The sequence below is a fragment of the Variovorax sp. 01N425 genome, assembly GCF_056399465.1.
Map to the genome: position 1 here is coordinate 63220 of NZ_JBFTRJ010000005.1, position 16580 is coordinate 79799.

A 16580-nucleotide genomic window follows, 5' to 3' on the forward strand; every position below is an offset into this window, starting at 1 on the left:
AAAATCGTCATCTCGCCTGAGGACATCGAACAATGAAAAAAAGCATTCGCAGCGGCACTCGCGTTCGCAGTTGCTTGCGCCGCGGCGCAGGGTCAAGAGCCCAAATTCGACCCCGAGACCGGCCTGCTGGCATCACCGGGGTTCGCCTTCCCCGCGGATGGACAGCTTGCGCCCTTCTGGGCCAAGCGCATCAGCGGCGACATCACCACCTCCGACGGCGTCAAGCTGCGCTACACCGCGCTGCTGCCCAAGGCGACGGGCAAATTCCCCGTGGCCCTGACCCTCAACGGTTATGACGCCGGCTCGATCGGCGGCTCGGCCTACCTGAAGAACCAGACCTCGATGTCCGTGGCCTTCGACAAGCGGCTCATCGAGGCCGGCTACGCGGTGATGGGCGTCAGCACCGCGGGCACCGGCTGCTCCGAAGGCCGCCTCGAATACACCCGGCCGCAGCTCGGCCGGCACGGCGCCGAAGCCGTCGAGTTTGCGGCCGCACAGGCCTGGTCCGACGGCAAGGTAGGCATGGTCGGTGCGTCCTACAGCGGGTCTTCTCAACTGGCAACCGCGCAGAACCGGCCACCGCATCTGCGCGCCATCGTGCCTGGCATGGTGTTGACGGACTACCGCGACGCGATGAGCCCCGGCGGCGTGCCGGCGCCAGGGTTCCTCACACCGTTCCGCGTGATCTTCCGCACCTACTGGAGCCAGCTGGTCACGCAGACCGCAAAGGAAGAAGGCGACGAGAACTGCCTGAAGCAGATCCAGAAGAACCTCGCGGCCGAGGACACGAACTCGGTGATGAACCTCTTCGTGTCGCATCCGCTGCGCGACGACTACCTCGACACCTTCGACCTGGCCCGCCATGCCGATCGCGTCAATGTGCCGGTGCTGTCGCTCGAAGCTTTCCAGGACCAGGCCATCACGCCTCGCAGCGGGCACTACCAGACGAAGCTCGATCGCACCAAGCTGTGGCTGGTCCAGTCGAACGGCCGGCACGACCTGTACCTGGCCTCGGCCTTCCAGACCCTGGCCTTGCGTTTCCTCGACCGTTTCGTCAAGGGAACGGACAATGGATTCGAGCGCGACACGCCGCGCACGACCGTGTGGATGGAAACCTTCGACACAGACGGTGCTCCGCTCGATCGGCTGGCTTCCCCGCAAGCGCGCTGGGTGCTGCAGAAGCCATCGATCCGCGCCAGCGACCTGCTGCTCAAGGAGTTCCATCTCGGCACCGGCGGCGTGCTCGCCGACAAGGCCGGTTCCGGCCCGGCCGATGGCTTCGATTACCCGGGTGCCGGCGTCGCCGTCAATGACATCGTCGCCAACTCCTTCTGGGGGCCCTTGCCCGACAACTGGAAGACGACCAGCCTGGCCTACACGTCGGCGCCGCTGGCAAATGACACGATGGTCTATGGACCGGGCAGCGCGGACCTGTGGGTCGCCGCCACCGGCGGGGATGCGGACATCCAGGTCACCGTCACCGAACTGCGACCCGACGGACAGGAGACCTACGTGCAGCGCGGCTGGCTGCGCCTGTCGAACCGCACCCTCGACACCGAGCGCTCGACACCGCTGCTGCCGATCCACCTCGAGCGCGCCGACCAGCTGATGCCGCTGCTGCCCGGACAGCTGGTCTTCGCCCGCGTCGAGATCAACAAGATGGGCCACTACTTCCGCAAGGGTTCGCGGCTGCGCATCTGGATCGACACGCCGTCGCAGACCGGTGGCCTGGTGTTCGACACCTTCACGCAGAAGCAGCGAGTTCACGTATTGCACAACGCAAAGTACGACTCGCTGGTTCGCCTCGGTGTATTGAATGACGTGAAGGGCCCGCCGGCTTATCCAGAATGCGGAAAGGTGATGCTGCAGCCGTGCCGGCCGGATCCGGTGGCCGGTCCCTGAGCGGAGGCCGCACCGATGCCGTACAACCCCGCGCTCGATGGCCTTCGGGCGGTCTCGATCCTCCTGGTCGTCTGCTTTCACTGCCTCATCCCCGGCGCCGGCGGCGGGTTCGCCGGCCTGGACGTGTTCTTCGTTCTCTCCGGCTACCTGATCACGACGCTGCTCCTGGCGGAGCACCGCCACGGCGGCATCGACATCGGCAGGTTCTACGCGCGGCGCGCGCTGAGGCTCTACCCGACGCTGCTGCTGCTGGTGCTGGTCTATCTCGCACTCGCTCCCTGGCTCTGGCCGAAGGACGACAGATGGTTGGTCGCCGGGCTCACGGGCACCTACCTGATGGACTACGCGCTCGCCTTCTGGAATCCGCCGTCGACCATCGGGCACGTCTGGTCGCTGGGCGTCGAGGAGAAGTTCTACCTGCTGTGGCCCTTGCTGCTGCCGCTGCTGCTGCGGGCGCGCCGTCCGGTCGCGTGGCTGCTGGCAGCGTTCGCCGTGCTGACCGCGTGGCGTTACTTCGTAGCCTTGAACTGGGGATGGAAGCAGGCGTACTTCAGCTTCGACACGCATGTGACCGGCATTGTGCTGGGCGCCATCGCGGCGCTGGCCCGCCTGAAGATGTCGCGGCCGACCGTCGTCATCGCCTGCATCGGCCTCGCGCTGACCGTCGCTCTTCCGTCCTTGCCCTTCGTCCGCATCACGGAGGGGGTGACCTTGCGGATCACCCTCGCGGAGCTCGCGGCCTTCGTGCTCGTCTGCCACCTCGCGGAGCACCGCGACACGCCGTTCCTGGCGTCGCGGCCGATGATCTACATCGGCCGCCTGTCCTACGGCATCTACCTCTGGCACTTCTTGTTCATCGACATCATCGACTTCGAACGCTCGCTGCCCCCGTGGGTGCTTCTGGGTGAGGTGATCCTCGTGTCGTTCCCGCTGGCCGCTATCTGCCTGCACCTGGTCGATGTGCCAATCAAGCGGCTACGCAAGAAACTCCAGGCGCGCGATCGAAGGGATCGCACGACGGCCGACCTCATTCGCGGTTGATACGCGTTGAGGTGCGTGGGCGCGACCTGCGACGCGAGGCCCGCCCCTCGATCTCCCGCGCGTTTGGTGCATATCGGGCACCACCGTGAGTCCTTTTGCAGGCCTACCGGCTCGCGCCCCGCCTACCTACGATCAATGGCATACGGCACTCAGCCGTGATCCGAGCCCGACAACCCTTCGGTGTTGAACGGCAACTTGCTGCCAGTCGCCCGGCTGGTTTGGCCCGCGCAACCGGGCCGCATTCTTGGAGATTCCGCCATGTTCCTCACTGATGACACCTTGCAACCCACGAGCGAGAAGCCCAAAGACCTGGTGCCCTCCCGTTACGCGCTGCGCATCGGCGACATCGACGCGATGGTGGTCAGCGACGGCCCCTTGCCGCTGCCCACCACGACGATGGCCACCAACGCCGATCCGGCGGACCTGGCCAACTGGCTCGGCCAGATGTTCATGCCGCCCGACAAGTACGACTGGCCGCTGAACGTGATGGTGGCCCGCAGCGGCGACCAGACCATCCTCATCGACGCGGGCCTGGGTGGGCAGTTCCCGGGCTTTCCGAGGGCCGGGCAGTTTCCCCAGCGGCTGGCTGCGGCCGGCATCGAGCTCGAGTCCATCACCGACGTGATCATCACCCACATGCACATGGACCATGTGGGCGGGCTGCTCGTTCCCGGCATCAAGGAACGCCTGCGTCCGGATGTGCGCATCCACGTGGCCAAGGCCGAAGTCGACTTCTGGATGTCGCCCGACTTCTCCCGCACGGTGATGCCGAATCCGGTGCCCGAGGTGCTGCGTTCGACCGCCAAGAGCTTCTACAAGGAATACCGCGACCGGCTGCAGATCTTCGAGGAGCGGCGCGAGGTGGCGCCGGGTGTGGTGGTCCGCCGTACCGGCGGCCACACCCCGGGGCACAGCGTGGTCGACCTGGTGTCGGGCAACGAGCGCCTGATGTTCGCGGGCGATGCCATGTTCCCGGTCGCATTCGACCACCCCGACTGGCAGAACGGCTTCGAACACGACCCCGAGGAGGCGACCCGCGTTCGCCTCGCCCTGTTCCGCGAACTGGTGCAAAGCCGCGGACTGCTGGTGGCCGCCCACCTGCCCTTCCCCTCCATCGGCCGGGTGGCGGCGGAAGGCGACATCTTTCGCTGGGTTCCGATCATCTGGGACTTCTGAACGCGCACCGCATCGCCGGTGCCCAGGATCTTTTTTTCCCCTCTCTCCTCTCTCGCGGCCTCCGCGAACGGGTACCTCAGCCGCACTGAGGCCGGAGCACACATGACCAACCGTCTCAACTACATCAAGCAATCGCCCGAGCTCTTCAAGAAGCTGATCGAGTTCAGCACGCTCGTGGACAGCGGCACCATCGAACAATCGATCCGGGACCTTGTCGCGATCCGCGCGTCGCAGATCAACGGCTGCGCGTTCTGCCTGGACATGCACATCAAGGAGGCCAGGATCCATGGCGAACGCGAGCTGCGCATTCACCACCTGGCCGCATGGCGCGAATCGACGCTGTTCGTTCCGCGCGAGCGTGCGGCGCTGGCCTGGACCGAAGTGCTGACCAGGCTGCCCGAACACGGCGTGCCCGACGACATCTACGAGCGCGTGCGCACGCAGCTGTCGGAAAAGGAGCTTTCGGACCTGAGCTTCAGCGTCATGGCCATCAACGCATGGAACCGCGTGAACGTCGCGTTCCAGACCGTGCCCGGCTCGTCCGACAAGGCCTTCGGCTTGGACAAGGCGAACCTCTCCTGAGCCTTTGCAGCCCGCGGCACCGCCTGTGGCGCTGCCGCGGGCTGCTTGCTTGCCTGCTGCTTCTGCGTGATGGTTGCCGGGAGCTCAGCCTTTCCTCGCCATTGATGGCTGCGCCTCGCAGTCCCTCCCCTCCCTTCCCTTCCCACTTCGAGTTGCTTCCCGCCATGCCGCGGTGGCGCAGCCATGCGCTTGCAGGCCGCGCTTTCGCTCGTACTGAAGCGACGCCGCGCCGCCATTGATGCCGTTGGCTCACTGCGGCGTTTCTCTCGACAGGCCTACCGCACCGGCCGGCCGGAACCTAGATTTGAGTGCGACAGATGCAGAACGCGCGAACCATCTTTTCTCATCGCACGCCCTGGCTGTTCATCCGCCTTCAACGGTTTTTCCGCTCGATGGCTCCCTCAAATTATCAGGAGTAGTTGATGACGAAAAGAATCATTCTTGCGGCACTGCTGACCAGTCTCGCGACCTCGATCTCGATCTATGCGATCCAGCCGGCCATTGCTGTCGCGCTTCCCGCCGCAACCACCGAGGCCCCGGTCGCAAGCCCGTTCCACTCACTCGATATTTCGTATCCGGCGCCACAAGAGCCCCTGGACCTCACGCCGATCACGCCGACAGAAACAGTGGGTGCCGCGAAGTACGAGCCCTTCTGAGCGGCGCGCCTGCACGAACCCTGCCCCCCGAAGAAAGACCCCCATGTCCTTGAATGACCAAGAACCGCCCGCACGGCGGCTCTTCCTGCGCCAGATCGGCGGCGCATCCAGCGTCGCCGCACTCGCGGCGCCCGCACTGCTCGGTGGCCTCGCCAGCCCGCTCGCTTCGGCGCAGCAGGGCAGCGCAGCCCGCCCCACCGACGACGCCCACCCCTCGGGCTACCTGTCGCTGGGCCCACAGGAAGCCGCCTGCGTCGAGGCCCTCGTCAACGTGATGTGCCCAGCCGATGCGATGACACCGAACGGTGTCGACTGCGGCTTGCATCTCTACATCGATCGTCAGCTCGCTGGCGGCTGGGGGCGTGGCGACCAGCTCTATCGGCAGGGCCCCTGGCGCCCCGGCAAACCGCAGCACGGCTACCAGTCGCCCCTCACCCCCGAGCAGCACTTCAAGGCCGGCCTCGCGGTGCTGCGTCGCGAGGCCCGGCAACGCACGGGCAAGGCCGTCGAGCAGCTCGAGGCCGGCCCGCTCGACGCCCTGCTGCAGGAGGTCGCAGCTGGCCAGATGGACGACGAGCGCTTTGCGCTCGGCGCATGGTTCAACGACTTCTTCTATCCGCTGTTCGTCCAGGCCTGCTTTGCCGACCCGATGTACGGAGGCAACCGCGACAAGACTTTCTGGCGCGCCGTGGGCTTCCCCGGCCTGCCCGCTTTTCACGGACGCAACGTGGTCCAGTTCCGCGGCCTGCCCTTCCCCGGCGCAGCCAAGCCGCAATCGATCGAGGACTTCAGCTGAAGGCCCCACACCCATGACTCACAAACTTCCCAAACGCGCCGTCGTCTTCGTCGGCGGAGGCCTCACCGCGGGCCTGGCGGCGCGGCAGATGATGGACTCCGGCATCGACGTGCTGGTGCTCGAGCGCGGCGGCGATCTCGCGGGCAGCGCAGCCGCCACACTGCCCAACCAGCGCGACGAATTGCGTTGGGGCGTGCGCAACGGCCTGGTGCAGAACTGGGCCAACGAAACCTACACCCTGCGCCACGCCACCAGCGAGAGCGCGTTGCCCGTGCGCCGCATGGAAGCCTTCCTCCCGGGCGAAGGCATGGGCGGTGCGGCGAACCACTGGAACGGCCAGACCTGGCGTTGGGCCGAGTACGACCCGGCCCTGCGCACCCGCCTCGAGTCCCGCTACGGCAAAGCCGCGATTCCGCGCGAGATGATGGTGCAAGACTGGGGCATCAGCTACGCCGAGATGGAGCCCTACCACGACCTGTTCGAGCAGCTCTTCGGCATCGCGGGGCAGGCCGGCAATGTGGGCGGACGGCTGATCGACGGCGGCAACCCTTTCGAGGCGCCCCGGCAACGCGACTTTCCGCAGCCGCCGCTCGAGATCCTCGAGTCGGGCCGCATCTTCAAGGCCGCCGCGCAAAGCCTTGGCTACAAGCCGTTCCCGCTGCCCGCGGCCAACTCACCGCGCGCCTACACCAACCCCGATGGCGCAAGCCTTGCGCCATGCCAGTACTGCGGCCACTGCGAGCGCTTTTTCTGCGAAGCCAACGCCAAGGCCAGTCCGGCGGTGTTGCTGTACCCCTTGCTGCGGAAACAGCGCAATTTCGAGATCCGGCTCCATTCGCAGGTGACCGGCCTCGTCTACGACAAGCACGCCAGGCGCGTGACGGCCGTGCAGTTCATCGATCTGCAGACCGCGCAAATGTACGAGCAGCCGGCCGATGTCGTCGTGCTGTCGGGCTTCACCATGACCAACACCAAGCTGCTGCTCACGAGCGGCATCGGGCGCCCCTACGACCCGAAGACGGGCGAGGGCGTGGTCGGCAAGAACTTCTGCTACCAAGTGATGTCGTCGGTGCCGGTGTTCTTCAAGGACCGCTTCATCAATCCGTTCATGGCCTCGGGCGCCTCGCAGATGGTGGTGGACGAGTTCAACGGCGACAACTTCGACCATGCCGGGCTCGGCTTCTTCGGCGGTGGCTACATCTACTCGAACGTGACGAACGGGCGCCCCATCAATGCCCGGCTCCATCCGGCCGGAACGCCGCGCTGGGGATCGGCCTGGAAGCAGGCCAACGCCGACTGGTACGCGCACGCCTTCAACGTCGCGGTGCACGGCAGCAACTACCCGCACAGCCGGAACTACCTCGATCTCGACCCGACGTACCGCGACGCCTATGGCTCGCCGCTGTTGCGCATGACCTTCAACTTCCACGAGAACGACCATCGCATGAGCGAATACGTCACGAACAAGGCCGCCGGCATCGCGCGCGCCATGGGTGCCACGACGGTCGGCGCTGCGCAACCCCGGCGCGGCGACTTCGACGCACGGCAGTACCAGACGACGCACACCACCGGCGGCACCGTCATGGGCGCGGACCCGTCGACGAGCGTGGTCTCGCCCCACCTGCAGCACTGGGACGCGCAGAACCTCTTCGTGGTCGGCGCATCCGTGTACGCGCACAACGCGGGCTACAACCCGACCGGTCCGCTCGCGGCACTGGCGCTGCGCCTGGGCGACGACCTGGTGCGCTACGCCAGGCAACCGCGCATGCTTTGAGAGGGCCCGACATGCGAACACGCCTTCTTGCCGCTTGCGCCGCGGCTTTCTTGAACATGGCGCATGGCCAATCGGCCGTGCCACCGCCCAAGACCTGGACGACATGCGCGGCATGCCACGCGGCGCAAGGCGCAGCCGCCATCGGGCCGCCGCTTGCGGGCGTGGTGGGCCGAAAGGCCGGCTCGTCGCCGGGGTTCGGCTACAGCCGAGCCATGAAGAACGCACAGCTCACCTGGGACGACAAATCGCTGGCGGCCTTCCTGAGCGATCCGCAGCAAGCCGTGCCGGGCAACAGGATGCCTTTCGCGGGGGTTCCCGATCCTGGTGAAGTTGCGGAACTCGTCAAGTACCTGAAGACGCTGCGATAACGGGTCGCCACTGGTGGCTTCGGGCGGCTGCGTGCCCCGATGACTTATGGACTGCAGGGACTAGCGCCCGATGCCGCGCAATGCCGAGCTACGATCTCGGCCAGAAACTCAAGTCTCAACGCATGGAAACCGTCCACCCGATCCGCCTGCCCGGTCAACAACCTTGCGCCGCCCGTGCCCAGCTCCCGGCGACGTGAGACGGCCGGTACGCAGACTCATCATGCAAGCGCAGTCGGAGGAGCCATCTGACCTGGCGTCGGCCGAAGTCCGGTGGTACTTCGGCGTGTTCGTTGTCTGGGAGGCGCAGCGCCGGTTCGAGCGCTCCGGCGAGCCCGTGCGGCTGGGGCCACGCTCTTTCGATCTGCTGCTGCAGCTGATCAAGCGGGCCGGCGAATTCGTGGGCAAGGATGACCTGCTCGCGACGGTCTGGGGTGGCGTCGTCGTCGAAGAGGCCAGCGTGCGCGTCCATATGTCCACGCTTCGCAAGGCGCTGGGCGAGCCCGGCGAGAGCGACGAATGCAAGGAGTGGATCTCCAATGTTCCGCTGCGCGGCTATCGCTTCAATGGACGTGTTCGGCGCGAGGCGCCCGGCATCCCGGCCAGGCCCGCAGCCCCGCTGGCCGACCCCGGTTTCACCCCACTGCCGGTTCGGCTGACCGAACTCGTCGGCCGCGAAGCCGATGTGGCGAGCGTTCTCGAAGCGCTCGATACCCACCGGCTGGTCACGATCGTGGGCACGGGTGGCATCGGCAAGACCCGTCTCGCGATCCACGCCGCGGAGAGCCATCAGCACAGGCACGGCGCGGAGATCGCCTTTGTCGATCTGTCGTCGCTGATCTCCCAGGACCACGTGCTCGGCACCCTGGCGCGCGCCGTGGGGGTGCCCGCCGACCTGCCCGACATCGTCGGCGCCATCACGCAACGCCTGATGGCGCGCGCTGTGCTCCTGTTGATCGACAACTGCGAGCATGTGGTGGACTCCCTGGCGCTGCCGATCGCCGGCTTGCTTTCCGTGCTGCCCGGCCTGCGCATCCTGGCGACGAGCCGCGAGGCGCTGCGCGTGACGGGCGAGTACGTCTTTCGGCTGCCGGCGCTCGCAATTCCGGACGCCGAGCAGATCTCGCTCACGCAGGCGCTGCACTGGCCCTCCGTGGAATTGCTCGTCGAGCGCGCCAAGGCCGCGGGTGCGGGTGCGTTCGATGAATCGCATGGCCCCCTGCTGGCCCAGATCACCAGGCAGGTCGACGGCATCCCTCTGGCCATCGAACTGGTGGCCGCGCGCCTGGGCGTGCAGCCGGTCGTCGATCTGGCGCGCAGGCTGGACGACCACATGCGCCTCTATGCCTTCAGCCGCGCCGCGCTCGCACGGCACCGAACGCTCGCCGCGGCGCTCGACTGGAGCATCGCGCTTCTGAGCGATACAGAGCTGCGGCTCTTTCGCTGGTTGTCGGTGTTTCGGGGACGCTTCGATGTGGAAGCCGCGCTAGGCGTGAGCGCCGGCGGCATGGACGCCGAGGTGGCATTCGACGCACTGATCTCGCTGGTCAACAAGTCGCTTGTCTTCTTCGACAGCAACGACGCTGTCGCGCCCTACAAGCTTCTGGACACGACGCGAAGCTATGCAGCTGCGCTTCTCGCCCAGAGCGATGAACGGCCGGCATTGCTGCGGCGCCATGCGGTCCTCATGCGCGATCTCATGAAGGCAGCGGCGGCGGAACTCTCCGACCTGACCGAGCAGGCCTGGGCCGGCCGTTATGCACACCGCCTGGACGACGTGCGCTTTGCGCTCGAAGTCTGCCTGACGCAGCAGCCCGACGCGAAGATGGCCGCCTCGCTGGTGACGGCTTCCGCGCCGTTGTGGTTTCACCTGGCCCAGGTCGTCGAATATCGCGACCGGGTCTCCGCGGCGCTGGCGCTGGTTGATCGTCAACCCACGCGCGACACGGAAACGGCGACCTGGCTGAACACCGCGCTGGTCAGCGCCCTGCTCCACACCGGCAGGTCCACACCCGAGTTGGGTGCCGCCGCAGACCAGGCCCTGGCCGGCGCGCTTGCCGTCAAGATCCCCGTACTGGAACTGCAAGCCCGTTGGGGGCGGTGCACGCACGACATGTTCCGCGGCGAGTATTCGGCGGCGCTGGACCAGGCGCACACGCTGATGGCGGCAGCGCGATCCTGGTCCGACCCCGCCGCACTCAATCTCGCGCACCGCGTGATGGCGATGGCCAACCACTTTTGCGGCCACTTCGATGTGGCGAGGATGCACAGCGAAGCTTCCGTGCGCGTTGGTGGCGGCCTCGGCCATGCCCGGGCCAACATGGTGGGGGTCAACGCCATCGTTGCGGCGAAAGCCATGCTGAGCCGAACCCTCTGGGTGCAAGGGGAAACGGCCCGGGCCCTGGAAGAAGCCAGCGACGCGGTGGACCGAGCGCAAGCGGCCGGAAAATCCGTCTCCCTGTGTTCCGCGCTGTATGGTGCCTGCCCGGTCGCGCTGTGGGCCGGCGAACTCGAGCTTGCCGCCCAATGGATTCACTTGATGACGGACGAAGCGCGGCGCAAGGGCCTGGTGGGCTGGCTGCGCTATGCCGAGTGGTTCTCCCAGGGCCTGCAGTTGGGCATCGCGCCGGACCGGGATCTTTACGTGCGTGAAGTGGCCGGCCAGCTCGCGACCTATGACGCACCCCACAGGGAGATGCTCGCGACCTTCTGCATCGACTGGGTCGACGACGAGATGATCGAGCGCGTCTCGCGCGGAGAGAGTCCTTGGGTCGCCGCCGAGGTCTGGCGCGCTGCCGGCTGGCGCGCGGAGCAGAACGCTGCACCCGACGAGGCGGACGCTTTCTACCTCCGGGCAACGGAAACTGCGAGGCAACAAGGCGCCGTCGCCTGGGAAAAGCGCGCCGCACTGGCACGGGTCCGCCGGCCCGGCGCACGGCCGGTTCATCGCTGAGCTGCCCCGGCGCGCAGTTCCTCCAGCGCACCCGCTGCACGCAGTTCCCAGGCGAGTGCGCCTTGCGAGCGCGCAAGGGCGTGGGCCTGCAGATAAAGCGCCTCGGCTTCGGCATCGTCGCCCCGCAGCTCCTTGCGCCGCCCGGCAGCGCGGCAAACCTCGGCGGCACTCCACTGCCCTTCGCCCCGCGTCGCGCGAGCAACCAGGTCATCATCCACCCACTGGTCGCAGAACGTGACCATCATCTCCCTGCGGGGCTCGTCCATGGCCAGGACCTTTGCCGCGACGGCGTCGATGTGCGCGCCGGCGTCGTCGACCTCGCCGATCTTCATGGCGTCGTCGTAGCAAAGCGCCCAGTCATGCCAGTAGGCGAAGCCCTTGGACCGGGTCTGCTGCAGCATCGTGTCGATCCAGGCGCGGGCCGCCCGTTGTTCGAGGGCCCATATGGCCATCGGACAGATCCAGAAGAGGGCAACGCATAGCGACAGCGTGTGTCCCAGCGCCTCAGCCTCCTCCATGCACCGGATGGCGGTGGCCATGGCAAGACGGCTCTCGCCCTGGATCCACAGCGTCCTGGCAAGAATGGCCATTGCGGTGGTGCGCGCGTCGGGCTGGAACGCGTTGGCATGGTTGCGCCGGGTCGCGTCGTCCACGTCCGCCGCTGCTTCGGCCTGCACCCTGGCCTCGGCGAACGCGCCGCAGAAGTGATTGGCGAGCGCCAGCATCCGGTGCGACAGGTTGCGCGTCACGGCGTTGGTCGAGTGGCTCGCAAACTCTCTCAGGATCTCGGCATGCCGCAACGCCGGTGTGTACGCGCCGCGCGTGATGTTCAGCGCGCAAAGGCCCCACCGAGCCTGGAATTCGAGTGTCTTCACCTTCAGTTCCAATGCGCAATCCAGCGCCCGCTCGCACGCCTGTGTCATCTCCGGCACCGTGCCGCCGGTGTGCCACAAGGCGTTGTAGAGCGCGATCTCCAGCCGTCCGGCCGTCAGGCGGTCGGGTACCTTCAGCACATCGACATGGTCCAGCGCCGCGCGAACGCGATCCCGGTATTCGCTGACCTCGGACAAGCGGAACCAGAGCGGCGCCGATGCGACGGTGAGCGCGCCCGCGATCGTCATGTCGTCGTGGTGGCCGATGCAGGCATCCAGAGCTGCACGAACGTCGTCCAGGCAGCCGCGGTAGCGCTGGGTCCAGGCATCGGCGTCCAGCAAAGCGAGGTCCGCGGTGGCAAGGCCCATGAGGTCCAGCATGAAAAGGGCATGGCTTTTCGATACCGCGTCTCGCTCGCCCGCCCGCACGAGCAGAGCATGCGCATAGCTGCGGGTGGTGTCGAGCAGGCGGTAGGGCGAGTCCGCGGCCTGGTCGGTGTCGTACACGACGAGCGACTTGCTGGCCAGGCTCAGCAACGCGTCGGACGCCACGTCGGGGTCCAGCGCACTGGCTGCCACGCTCAGCGCCGCTGCGACGCCGAAGTAGGCGCGGAACACCGACAACCTGCGAAACAGAAGCAGCTCGGCGGCGCCCAGCAGGCCAATGCTCCAGTCCAGCGTCGCAGCCAGCGTGCGTTGTCTTGCCAGCGCAGCCCGCCTGGCCGTCGAATGCAGGCGCATGTGATCGTCGAGCCTGAATGCCAGCTCGCTCACGGGCTGGGCCCCCAGGCGGGCCGCGACCAGCTCGATCGCCAGCGGGATTCCGTCCACCTGTTGGCAGATCCTGGTCAGCGGACCGCTGCTCGCGTCGTCGAATCCGCGGGCGCCCGCGGCCTGGGCTCTCTCGACGAGCAACTGCACCGCCGGCGAGCGCAACGCAAGCGCCAGGGAGCCGGGCTGGGACTGGTGGACCGCCAGGGGCGCCAGGCGAAAGACATGCTCGCCTCCCACGCGCAGCACCTCGCGGCTGGTTGCAAGAACCTGCAGCCCGGGCAACGCCGCCAGGAACCTGCCCAGGAGCGGCGACAGCCTCTCGATGACATGCTCGCAGTTGTCCACGAGCAGCAGCATCGCCTGGCCTTCGAGGCGCTGGACGATGGCTTCCTCGATGTCCGGCACGCCGCCTCGCACGCCGATGGCGCGCGCCATCGTCGTCAGCACGTGGTCCTGCGATGTCAGGGGTGCAAGATCGACGAAACCAAGCTGGGCTTGCTGCCGTTCCCGGTAGCGTGCTGCGACGCAGATGGCAACGCTGGTCTTGCCCACGCCGCCGGGCCCCGCGACCGTGACGAGCCTGCTCGCCGCAAGCATGCCGAGCAGGCGCTCGACCTCCACCTCGCGCCCCACGAGCTTGGCGAGGCGAGCGGGCAACGCTGCGGGAGCATCCCGCAGCGACGCATGAGCCACCTGCACGGCGATGGCGGACGGCAAGAACTCGCAGTGCACCCGCCCCAGGAAGCGATAGCCGCGCAGTGGGATGTTGGCAATCCATTCCAGGCACCCGTCCTGAGCTCCGGGCGGACCCAGGGCCTTGCGCAGGATCGACATATGGACTCGAACGCTCGCCTCTTCGACCACCGTGTCCGGCCAGACCGCCGCGAGGAGCTCGTCCTTGCTGATCACTTCGCCGGCGCGCTCCAAGAGTGCGACCAGCAGGCCGATGGCGCGCGATCCAAGCCGCACCGGCTGCCCGTCGCGCTCGAGCCTTGGCTCGGCCTCCCACAGCGCGAAGGCGCCGAAGCGCCACCGGCGAATCTCAGACACGGACCAGCCCGCGCTGCGTCGCCTTGGCGGCGACTTGCGCCCTCGAGCCCACGTGCAGCTTCTCGCAGATCCGGGCGACGTGTGCCTTGACGGTATTGGCGGAAATGTCCAGCTCGCGGGCGATTCCCTTGTTGCAATCGCCTTTCACCAGGTAGCGCAGCACGTCCTCCTCCCGGGCGGTGAAGCCCACGCACGGCTTGCCGTGCCTGATGAGCGCCTTCGTGCCCTTGCATAGATAGAGAGAGCCCCCCCGAGCCACGTGGCGAATGGCATCCATCAGCTCGGCCGGATCCGCGTCCTGGCGCACATAGCCGTGCGCCCCGCTGGCGATCGCCCGCATGACCTCCCCCTCCTTGTCCCGCCGCGTCAAGACGATGACGCGCGGCATGCGAAAGCCGCCTGCCACCCCCGGCTGATCCACTGCCGAAGCCGAAGCGAGCAGGTTCAGCGCGCAGGCATGGTCAGCCACGACCACATCCGCCATGCCCTCGCCGGGCTCGTTCTCCGCCTGCACCTGAAGACCCGGTTCCTCGCCGATGAGCGAGACGAGACCGGCCATGGCGAGCGGGTCGCCATGGCATACGCGCACGTACAGATCGAGGGAACCGGTCATGGCGATGCCTCCAGAAGCAGTCCGCAGCGAAAGGCTTCGCCGATCGCGGCAACCCGCGTCGGCTTCCGGAGCTTGCGCAGGATCGCCTTCACATGGGCCTTGACGGTGCCTTCGCCGATGCCGAGTCGCCGGCCGATGTCCTTGTTCGCCAGGCCCTGCGCCATAAGCCGGAGCACTTCGAGTTCGCGCGCGGTTGGCACGGCAGACGAGAGGTTGTCCAGCAACTGGTCGGCCACGGGACAAGACAGGTACCTGCGTCCCTCTGCAACGCAGCGCACCGCCTCCGACAGTTCCTCGGCCGAACAATCGTGCAGAAGGTAGCCGCGCACGCCCGCATCCACGGCGCGGCGTATCTGCCACCCGGTGCTCTGGTCCGTGACCACGAGGAAGGATCCCGGCGCGGAGCCGCCCGGGCCGGGCGGGACATTCGCCGTCTTGTGAACGCCGGTTGCGTAGTCCGTGACGAGCACATCGACGGCACCGCCGCCATCGACGTCGGTGAGGCCTGATTGAACGACGAAGCCGGCACGGGAGCGCAGCAGCGATGCGATGCCGGCGGCCACGTAGGGGTCGCGGTGCGCGACCGCCACATGGATCGGCCTGGCCTGGGTCGGCGCGGTCATGGGCTTCAAGTCCTTCTGGAAGTCATGGGTGGAAGTCTGTGCAGTTGGCGATCGCGTCGCCAGTTAAACCGTGTCAAGCCTTGTTAAGGATCCGGATGCACCAAGGACAACACCACGGCACCCCTGGGGACCGACGCGCCGAAGTCATTCAGGGCATTGCCGTCGCGACCGCGACCGCGTCAGCGGCTTCGACGATCAGCCGGGCCACCAGCTTCGGCCGCGAGATCATGACCACGTGGGAAGCGCCCTTGACCACGACCGTCTTCATCGACTTGGCACGCTCGGCCATGAAGGCCTGCGCGGCAGCCGGAATGTTCTTGTCGCGGTCGCCGTAGATGAACCAGGAGGGCAGGTTCTTCCAGGCGGCGGCAGGCGACGCTTCGCCCAGGGCGCCCTCTGTGATGGGGCGCTGCGACACGGCCATCAACCGGGCGAGCGCCGGCGGCACGTCTTCGGCGAATTGCTTGCCGAACTTGTCCTGCAGGATGTAGAGGTCCTTGGCGCCGTCCGGCAGGAGCACCGGCGCCGCCAGCGCCGAGCCGAGCGTGCTGCCGGGAAACTTGCCCGACAGGTCGGCCGCCGATTCGCCCACTTCGGGGGCGAACGCAGCCACGAAGACCAGGGCCTGGACATTGGGCTTTCCAATCGCCGCAGCGGAAATCACCAAGCCGCCGTACGAATGCCCGACCAGCACGACCGGCCCGGGGATCGACCCCACGAGGGCAGCCACATAGTCCGCGTCGGACTTCACGCCGCGCAGCGGATTGGCGGCCGCGACAACGGGAAAGCTGCGCGCACGAAGGTCGCGCACCACCTCGTTCCAGCTGGCCGATTCGGCGAAGGCGCCGTGGACCAGCACGACAGTGGGCTTTGCCGGCGCGCCCGATGTGGCCGCGCCTGCAGGTGCCGACAGGTGCAGCGCCAGGATGCCGATGGCTGTGAATGCGCGTGCGAGACTGGAGAGATTTTTCATGCTGATTTCCTTTGTTGAATGGATGGCCTGATTTGAAAATTTCGCGCGCCATGCGGGATGCATCGCACGAGCGGCGGCGCACTCGTGGCCACGGTGGCAAAACGGAGCTCCGCGTTCGCCGCCTCACCGCCCGCAATTGCGCAGGCGGCCACGATGGCCAGCAGCGAGATGCTCATGTATGCGGCGCTCCAGACCCGGTCGATCGCGCCTCGCGGCGCGGCGTCCGCGGCTGCCTGCACGGCCTGCGCGCGTGCCTTGAGCGTGCGGCGCGATGCGCCCGGTTGCGCAAGGGGATGAATGCGCTGCGTCATGGTGACTCCTCGAGGGCGCCATGGCCCTGGCCTCAGGACGGCTGGGCTCCGGTTCGCGAACATCGCGGCACGGTTCGAATGCTAGGTTTCGCATCTCGGTTGCGGTAGGCATGCAAGAG

At 67.2% G+C, this 16580-nt stretch carries 14 protein-coding genes; 9 read left to right on the top strand and 5 right to left on the bottom strand.

Translation table 11 applies throughout. The annotated features are described in order from the left end of the window. Positions 1 to 201: 201 nt before the first annotated feature. From AC1DSC_RS10230 to AC1DSC_RS10270, 9 genes are all read left to right on the top strand, one after another. Positions 202 to 1902 carry a CocE/NonD family hydrolase gene (locus AC1DSC_RS10230; protein WP_259347620.1) on the top strand — a complete coding sequence of 567 codons (1701 nt, stop codon included), beginning with the start codon at positions 202 to 204 and terminating at the stop codon, positions 1900 to 1902. Between the two features lie 15 nt (positions 1903 to 1917). Continuing rightward, the gene (locus AC1DSC_RS10235) at positions 1918 to 2943 is read left to right on the top strand and encodes an acyltransferase family protein (RefSeq protein WP_478131810.1); all 1026 of its coding nucleotides are present in this window, start codon (positions 1918 to 1920) and stop codon (positions 2941 to 2943) included. Positions 2944 to 3201: 258 nt separating this feature from the next. Then, entirely contained in the window at positions 3202 to 4119 is a 918-nt protein-coding gene (locus AC1DSC_RS10240; RefSeq protein ID WP_062364765.1) for an MBL fold metallo-hydrolase, read from the top strand. 102 nt (positions 4120 to 4221) lie between these two features. Next, on the top strand, positions 4222 to 4701 hold the full coding sequence (locus AC1DSC_RS10245; protein WP_015865455.1) for a carboxymuconolactone decarboxylase family protein: 480 nt from the start codon (positions 4222 to 4224) through the stop codon (positions 4699 to 4701). 422 nt (positions 4702 to 5123) lie between these two features. Beyond that, positions 5124 to 5357: a hypothetical protein gene (locus AC1DSC_RS10250; RefSeq protein WP_015865456.1), complete on the top strand. Its 234-nt coding sequence runs from the start codon at positions 5124 to 5126 to the stop codon at positions 5355 to 5357. Between the two features lie 43 nt (positions 5358 to 5400). Continuing rightward, complete coding sequence (locus AC1DSC_RS10255) at positions 5401 to 6153, top strand: gluconate 2-dehydrogenase subunit 3 family protein (RefSeq protein WP_015865457.1); 753 nt, start codon at positions 5401 to 5403, stop codon at positions 6151 to 6153. 457 nt (positions 6154 to 6610) lie between these two features. Then, positions 6611 to 7927 (top strand): GMC family oxidoreductase, encoded by a 1317-nt coding sequence (locus AC1DSC_RS10260; RefSeq protein WP_370880697.1) that lies wholly within the window; start codon positions 6611 to 6613, stop codon positions 7925 to 7927. 11 nt (positions 7928 to 7938) lie between these two features. Beyond that, positions 7939 to 8295 carry a c-type cytochrome gene (locus AC1DSC_RS10265; RefSeq protein WP_026283980.1) on the top strand — a complete coding sequence of 119 codons (357 nt, stop codon included), beginning with the start codon at positions 7939 to 7941 and terminating at the stop codon, positions 8293 to 8295. Positions 8296 to 8515: 220 nt separating this feature from the next. After that, positions 8516 to 11245, top strand: coding sequence for an ATP-binding protein (locus AC1DSC_RS10270; protein WP_062364766.1), 2730 nt, complete (start codon positions 8516 to 8518; stop codon positions 11243 to 11245). Here AC1DSC_RS10270 and AC1DSC_RS10275 read toward each other — a convergent pair. The 5 genes from AC1DSC_RS10275 to AC1DSC_RS10295 form a co-directional block, all read right to left on the bottom strand. After that, positions 11236 to 13941 carry an ATP-binding protein gene (locus tag AC1DSC_RS10275; protein ID WP_018904406.1) on the bottom strand — a complete coding sequence of 902 codons (2706 nt, stop codon included), beginning with the start codon at positions 13939 to 13941 and terminating at the stop codon, positions 11236 to 11238. The two genes, AC1DSC_RS10270 and AC1DSC_RS10275, sit on opposite strands and share 10 nt — an antisense overlap. Beyond that, positions 13934 to 14554, bottom strand: a complete 621-nt coding sequence (locus AC1DSC_RS10280) for a LuxR C-terminal-related transcriptional regulator (RefSeq protein WP_015865461.1) — start codon at positions 14552 to 14554, stop codon at positions 13934 to 13936. The genes AC1DSC_RS10275 and AC1DSC_RS10280 overlap by 8 nt, the downstream gene beginning before the upstream one ends. Beyond that, entirely contained in the window at positions 14551 to 15177 is a 627-nt protein-coding gene (locus AC1DSC_RS10285) for a response regulator transcription factor (protein ID WP_015865462.1), read from the bottom strand. Before AC1DSC_RS10285 ends, AC1DSC_RS10280 begins: the two co-directional genes overlap by 4 nt. A gap of 148 nt (positions 15178 to 15325) precedes the next feature. Continuing rightward, positions 15326 to 16150, bottom strand: coding sequence for an alpha/beta fold hydrolase (locus tag AC1DSC_RS10290; protein ID WP_015865463.1), 825 nt, complete (start codon positions 16148 to 16150; stop codon positions 15326 to 15328). After that, a complete protein-coding gene (locus tag AC1DSC_RS10295) occupies positions 16147 to 16461 on the bottom strand; it encodes a hypothetical protein (protein ID WP_015865464.1) in 315 nt (104 codons plus the stop codon). The genes AC1DSC_RS10290 and AC1DSC_RS10295 overlap by 4 nt, the downstream gene beginning before the upstream one ends. Positions 16462 to 16580: the final 119 nt, after the last annotated feature.

Excerpts from the sequence above, each read along its gene's own strand:
- AC1DSC_RS10235 (WP_478131810.1), top strand. The coding sequence starts at position 1,918 with ATGCCGTACAACCCCGCGCTCGATGGCCTTCGGGCGGTCTCGATCCTC.
- AC1DSC_RS10240 (WP_062364765.1), top strand. The coding sequence starts at position 3,202 with ATGTTCCTCACTGATGACACCTTGCAACCCACGAGCGAGAAGCCCAAA.
- AC1DSC_RS10245 (WP_015865455.1), top strand. The coding sequence starts at position 4,222 with ATGACCAACCGTCTCAACTACATCAAGCAATCGCCCGAGCTCTTCAAG.
- AC1DSC_RS10250 (WP_015865456.1), top strand. The coding sequence starts at position 5,124 with ATGACGAAAAGAATCATTCTTGCGGCACTGCTGACCAGTCTCGCGACC.
- AC1DSC_RS10255 (WP_015865457.1), top strand. The coding sequence starts at position 5,401 with ATGTCCTTGAATGACCAAGAACCGCCCGCACGGCGGCTCTTCCTGCGC.
- AC1DSC_RS10260 (WP_370880697.1), top strand. The coding sequence starts at position 6,611 with ATGGAGCCCTACCACGACCTGTTCGAGCAGCTCTTCGGCATCGCGGGG.
- AC1DSC_RS10265 (WP_026283980.1), top strand. The coding sequence starts at position 7,939 with ATGCGAACACGCCTTCTTGCCGCTTGCGCCGCGGCTTTCTTGAACATG.
- AC1DSC_RS10270 (WP_062364766.1), top strand. The coding sequence starts at position 8,516 with ATGCAAGCGCAGTCGGAGGAGCCATCTGACCTGGCGTCGGCCGAAGTC.
- AC1DSC_RS10280 (WP_015865461.1), bottom strand. The coding sequence starts at position 14,554 with ATGACCGGTTCCCTCGATCTGTACGTGCGCGTATGCCATGGCGACCCG.
- AC1DSC_RS10285 (WP_015865462.1), bottom strand. The coding sequence starts at position 15,177 with ATGACCGCGCCGACCCAGGCCAGGCCGATCCATGTGGCGGTCGCGCAC.
- AC1DSC_RS10290 (WP_015865463.1), bottom strand. The coding sequence starts at position 16,150 with ATGAAAAATCTCTCCAGTCTCGCACGCGCATTCACAGCCATCGGCATC.
- AC1DSC_RS10295 (WP_015865464.1), bottom strand. The coding sequence starts at position 16,461 with ATGACGCAGCGCATTCATCCCCTTGCGCAACCGGGCGCATCGCGCCGC.